The sequence below is a fragment of the Delftia sp. WSY_22 genome (assembly GCF_043104185.1).
Taxonomy (GTDB): Bacteria; Pseudomonadota; Gammaproteobacteria; order Burkholderiales; family Burkholderiaceae_C; genus Comamonas; species Comamonas tsuruhatensis.
Map to the genome: position 1 here is coordinate 1 of NZ_JBICKN010000012.1, position 1274 is coordinate 1274.

1 pseudogene is annotated in these 1274 nt (G+C 70.6%); it reads left to right on the top strand.

Features of this window, described 5'->3' with window-relative positions:
• A pseudogene (locus tag ACF8NF_RS08125) lies at positions 1–1274 on the top strand (hypothetical protein); the annotation flags it as partial.

Consider the following 1274-nt stretch of genomic DNA (forward strand, 5'->3'; position numbering starts at 1 on the left):
CCACCAATCCGACCAACCCCACGGATCCCACCAACCCGACCAACCCCACCAATCCCACGGACCCGACGAACCCGACCAATCCGACCAATCCGACCAATCCCACGGACCCCACCAATCCGACGGATCCCACGGACGGCCACGGCCTGATCACCTCCGTGCAGGACGTGGTGGGTGCGCTGTCCGGTGGCACGGTCGCCGGCCCGGTGGGCAACCTGATCGATACGCTGGTCAATCCCGGCAGCGGCACGCTGTCCGGGGTGACAGGCCTGCTGGAGAGCCTGACCAGCACCAATGGCGGGCCGCTGGGCGTGCTCACCGAGCTGGTGGACGGCCTGGTCAACATCCAGAACCAGGGCCTGGAGCCCCTGATCAGCACGCTCAATGAGCTGCTCAAGGGCCTGGATGAAGCGGGCTCCGGCGGCTCCATCGGCACGGTAGTGGACAACGTGCTCGGCGGCCTGCTCGACGAAGACGGTGCGCTGGGCGGCCTGCTCGCCGGCGTGGGTGGCCTGCTGGGCGGCCTGGTGGGCGGCGGAACGGGCAACCCGCCCGGCACGCCTGACAGCGGGGTGGTCACGTCCGTGCAGGACGTCGTGGACGGCCTGCTGGGCGGCACGGTGGCAGCGCCTGTGGGCCAGTTGCTGGATGCCCTGGCCAACCCCACGGACGGACTGCTGTCCACCGTGACCGGCGCGCTGGAGAACCTGACCAATGTCGAGGGCGGCCCCCTGGGTGTGCTGACCGAACTGGTCAACGGCCTCACCCAGGTGGACGGCGAAGGCCTGGCCCCGGTGATCGGCACGCTCAACGAGCTGATTGCCGGCCTGGGCAACGGCCTGGGCGAAGATGGGCTCGGCGGACTGGTCGGCAGCCTGCTGGGTGGATTGGTGCCCGGCGGCGGCACGGGTGGCGGCACGGGAGAAGGCCTGGTCACCACGGTCCAGGACGTGGTGGACGGCCTGCTCGGCGGCACCGTCGCAGCCCCTGTGGGCCAACTGCTGGACGCGCTGGCCAATCCCACCGATGGAACGGCCTCGGTCGTCACCGGCCTGCTGGAAGGCCTGACCAGCGTGGAAGGCGGCCCCCTGGGCGTGCTGACCGAGCTGGTCAACGGCCTGACCCAGGTCGATGGCCAGGCACTGCAGCCCGTGATCGGAACCCTCAACGGCCTGATTGCCGGCCTGGGCAGCGGCCTGGGTGAAGGCGGCATCGGTGAACTGGTCGACGGCCTGCTGGGCGGCCTGATCCCGGGCGGCACGGGAGGCGGCAGCGGT